Below are 3,808 nucleotides of genomic sequence, written 5' to 3' on the forward strand. Positions count from 1 at the left end.
AGTGAGTTCTAGGGCTTCAGGTCGTTGACGCCAGGTGGTGTAGCCCTCGGGATCCTTGATCGCCCGCTCATCGGCGGTCAGTCCGCTCCAGGGCTCAAGATCAATCTCCAGCAGTCCGTCATCCAGGACGGGGGATAGACCGTCTTGCCGCACGCTCAGAATTCCGGCTGTGGTGGCGGCAGCACGTTGAAGAGGTGAGCTGTAGGCCGCATCAATCGGCACGTCGGCCAAGGCCATGCCTAGGCGACGCGCTTGGTCTTCGCCAGTCGTAGTGAGTATTGAAAGATCATTACGCCCCTGGATGCGGCGCTCAACGTTGAAGCTGCTCAGGCCGTGGCGGACCAGGAGGAGACGCAGTGACACCGCAACAAGGGGGAAAGGCGCGGTCATCGTATGGGCGCATGGTCGAATTACACGCCGAAATGGTCAAAATCGGTTGTTGGCAGCCCTTCGCCGGAGAGAATTGGTTGCAGTCGCCCATCGTCTGTTGACCAGCCCGCTGAACGGACGTTCAAACGTAGTGCCCAAGTGGAAAGTCCTTTTGGCTGTCGTTTCGATGGTGCTGGCTTGCAGCGTTTGGTTCCTCGGCTTGATGGATAGCCTCGGGCGACCCTCCGTGGCTCCCGCGTTGTCTTTGGAGCAGCAAGAGCTGGCGTTGTTGGCCGACCCGGCGTTGACGCCAACGCTCAAACCTCTGCTTGTTGGCCAAGATCCAGCCAAGAGCTTGCTTGAAACACTCAGAGAGACCCCTCTTGACAGCCTCAGTGATCGCCAAACGCTCTTATATGCATCGTTAGAAAACGACCCAGGGCGTCGCAAGACCCTTCTGGAGACTCCACTCCAGCTCCCAAACCTTCGGACGCTTCAGGAGACCCTGGCCACCGAGCCCCTTCCCCGCGACCTCTCCTCTGAGGATCAAGACCTGTTAACTGAGAACAGTCCTGATCCCTTAACCCGGCGTCTGGTCTGTGAAGCACTGGGAGGGTCCCAGGCTGCTTGTGTGGAAAGCTCAGCTGCCAAGGCCGCGGCCCGACGTCTTGTTCTCAGTGAGCTCATGCCGCTCGGAGCGTTGTTGTTGGGATCTCTTCTGCTGGTTCGGCAGCTTTGGTTGCTTTTTCGCCGAAAGCAGTCCGCCTGGCCTGAGCTGCAATCCGCTCCCCTTGGCTTGGTTGACATGGTGCTGCTGATCGCTGGCGGTTTTGTGGTGCTGGGTGAGGTGTTGGTCCCCCTTCTTGTAACGCCTCTCTCAGCCTTGGTGGCTCGGAGCATTGCGGCGCCGCTCAGCCAGTCGGTGGTTGTGCTGATTGGCTATTGCGCTTTAGCGACGCCACCGCTGCTCATTCTCAAAAGTCAGCTGGATGGTCTGGATCAACGTTTGATGCCTGTAGGCGGTTGGCTGCAGTGGCGGGTTCGCCCCTGGTGGTCAGCTCTGTTTCAGGGAGGTCGCGCCTGGTTGATGGTGATGCCACCTGTGGTGTTGACCGGTTGGCTGATGAGTCAAGTCATCGGCGATCAAGGAGGCAGTAATCCATTGCTGGAAATGGTGCTGAACGGCAGAGATCCGTTGGCCTTGATCTTGCTTGCCATTACAGCGGTTGTGTTAGCCCCACTGTTCGAAGAAACCGTATTCCGTGGGGTGTTGTTGCCGGTTTTAGGGCGTTCGTTCGGGCGGGGTTTGAGCGTGTTTGGTAGCGCCCTCGTGTTTGCGGTTGCTCACCTCAGCATTGGTGAATTACTTCCTTTGTTGGTTCTTGGTTTGGGATTGGCATTGCTGCGTTTGAGCAGTGGTCGTCTTCTTCCTTGTGTGGTGATGCATGCTCTCTGGAATGGTGTCACCTTCCTGAATCTTGTCTTGCTCGGAACTTGAGCCAATTTCCCTGATGGTGTAAGACATTTCAGCCTTGCGGGAGGACCATACGGGTGGTTCACTGGCGCATCAACCTATTCGCTCAAAGTGGTCGCGGTTCCCCAAACTCAACCTGCTCCACAGGAACACGCATCAGCCACTGGTGCTTTCGAGCTCATCCAGGGCTCACTATCCGCTAAGCGTGTTGCACGCCGCTCTCCCCTGCTTGCTGGCCTTCATCGTGCGGCTGATGGCAGTTTGATTGGTGTTTTCACAGCCGTGCTGGCTCTCAGTGGCCTCACTCTTCACTGGCAATACCGCTGGACGGTCGCTTTTGAACGCTTGGAGGACACACGAGGAGTGGGCCATCGACTGACGGAGTCCACAGCCATGTTGGAGCGTTATCTCCTCGATCGAACCCAGGCGCCAAAGTCGATGGTTCCGACGACCGCAGAAAAATTGTTATATCTCGAACGTCCCACTGAGGCTGAATCCGGCGGATCCCATGATCACTTGGCTTTCATTGGCTCCTTGATGGATCGTTCAATTCATCACGGGTATTAAAAAGATGCCAGCCAACCGGCAAGGCTCGACCTCTAGGTCTCGTCGTGAACGACGACGGGTGATTCGTCTTGAGCCGGTGCCCGCCGGTCGAATGAAAATGGTGTTTGTCCTGCTGTGTGCAGGCTTATTGGGATTGGTCGGGCGTATGGCCTGGCTACAGATTTTTCAAGCCCCTGAGTTGGAGGCGCGGGCCCGTGTGGTGCAAACGCAGCGCACCAAACCCCTGGGCAGCCGTCGGCCGATTGTCGATCGCAACGGCAGACTCGTGGCCTTGGACGAGGAGCGCTACCGACTCTGGGCCCATCCTCGTTACTTCAACTTTCCTGGCGACGAGCCAACACTCATTCGTGATCGTCAGGAGGTTGCGGCACGCCTGTCTCCCGTGTTGGCCCTTTCCACTCGCGAGCTCAACAAAAGAATGGGAGACAGCTCGTCTGGCATCAAGTTGGCAGAGGGCGTCGATCCTGAAACGGCAACAACAGTTCGTTCCCTAGGAATCAGTGGCATCGATCTCGAGCCCTATCCCTACCGCGTTTATCCGCAGGGATCTCTTTTTGCCAATGTCGTTGGTTTCCTCAATCAAGAGCGTCAGCCCCAGGCAGGCCTTGAGCAAAGTCGTCATGAAGACCTGCAGCGCCATGAACAGGCCCGTAGTCTTCGTCGCGGAGCAGACGGAACGCCATTGCCAGACAACCTGGCCCCTGGGGTGTTTTTCGGGGATGACCTGAGATTGCAGCTCACCTTGGATGCTCGCTTGCAGGAGCTTGCTGCAAAGGCGCTGACGGCACAGGTCAAAACCTGGAAAGCCAAAAAGGGAGTGGCAATCGTGATGGATGTCATCAATGGCGAATTAATGGCGCTCGCCTCAACGCCGACGTATGACGCGAATCGTTATTGGGACTTCAAGCCAGAGCGTTTTCGGGAATGGTCCGTTCAAGATCTATACGAACCGGGGTCGACTTTTAAACCGATCAATTTGGCCTTAGCGCTGCAAGAAGGTGTGATCCAACCCAATGAGAAGGTTTACGACAGTGGGGCCCTCACCATTGGTGGTTGGCCGATTCGCAACCACGACCGGAAGGGCAATGGCGTCGTCGATTTCGCAACTGTGCTTCAGGTATCGAGCAATGTCGGCATGGTCCAGGCGATGCGCAAAATGCGTCCCTCTCATTACTGGGACTGGTTGAACCGACTTGGGCTTGATGCGAAGCCGGATACAGACCTCCCCGGTGCGGTGGCTGGCCAGTTAAAGACCAAGGAACAATTCACCAATCAGCCCATCGAGCCAGCAACCGCAGCATTCGGTCAAGGCTTCTCACTCACGCCTCTCAAGCTTGTTCAACTCCACGCTCTGATCGCCAATGGCGGGAGGCTTGTGAGCCCTCACATAACCCGGGG

The 3,808-nt window shown here is 56.9% G+C and carries 4 protein-coding genes; 3 read left to right on the forward strand and 1 reads right to left on the reverse strand.

What is annotated here, in order from left to right:
* Positions 1–363: histidine phosphatase family protein (locus NCN04_RS09245; RefSeq protein WP_250395898.1), on the reverse strand; the 363-nt coding region annotated here is incomplete at its 3' end.
* A 124-nt stretch (positions 364–487) separates the two neighbouring features.
* Between NCN04_RS09245 and NCN04_RS09250 the strand changes: the two genes are divergently transcribed.
* From NCN04_RS09250 to NCN04_RS09260, 3 genes are all read left to right on the forward strand, one after another.
* Positions 488–1,867, forward strand: a complete 1,380-nt coding sequence (locus NCN04_RS09250; protein WP_284498697.1) for a CPBP family intramembrane glutamic endopeptidase — start codon at positions 488–490, stop codon at positions 1,865–1,867.
* Between the two features lie 87 nt (positions 1,868–1,954).
* Positions 1,955–2,410 (forward strand): hypothetical protein, encoded by a 456-nt coding sequence (locus NCN04_RS09255; RefSeq protein WP_048346923.1) that lies wholly within the window; start codon positions 1,955–1,957, stop codon positions 2,408–2,410.
* 4 nt (positions 2,411–2,414) lie between these two features.
* Positions 2,415–3,808 (forward strand): peptidoglycan D,D-transpeptidase FtsI family protein (locus tag NCN04_RS09260; protein ID WP_250395897.1); only part of this gene is annotated, 1,394 nt, incomplete at its 3' end.

It is taken from the genome of Synechococcus sp. MU1655, from assembly GCF_023630655.1.
Classification (GTDB): domain Bacteria; phylum Cyanobacteriota; class Cyanobacteriia; order PCC-6307; family Cyanobiaceae; genus Synechococcus_C.